Genomic DNA, 233 nt, shown 5'->3' on the forward strand with positions numbered 1-233 from the left:
TACACATAGGAATGCCCTTCCTTACAAACTGGTCGAAAGTATTTGTCCTTTCCTTCGATTTCGGCCTCATTCTTGCGGTTGTAATCGATTAAAGGTCGAGCTTCCATCATTCGAATTTGTTTATAAACAGCTTTAAAATCATATCCAGCATCAGCTAAAATGTATTCAATGTTCAAATAGGGATGCCGTTTAGCAAGTGCTTTTAGTAACGGAATAGACATTTTCCCGTCGTT

General features: G+C 38.2%; 1 pseudogene. It reads right to left on the minus strand.

The annotated features are described in order from the left end of the window. Positions 1-233: pseudogene (locus tag RYX56_RS25470) on the minus strand (IS5/IS1182 family transposase); the annotation flags it as partial.

Source organism: Alkalihalophilus lindianensis, assembly GCF_032843265.1.
GTDB classification, from domain to species: Bacteria; Bacillota; Bacilli; order Bacillales; family Bacillaceae_D; genus Alkalihalophilus; species Alkalihalophilus lindianensis.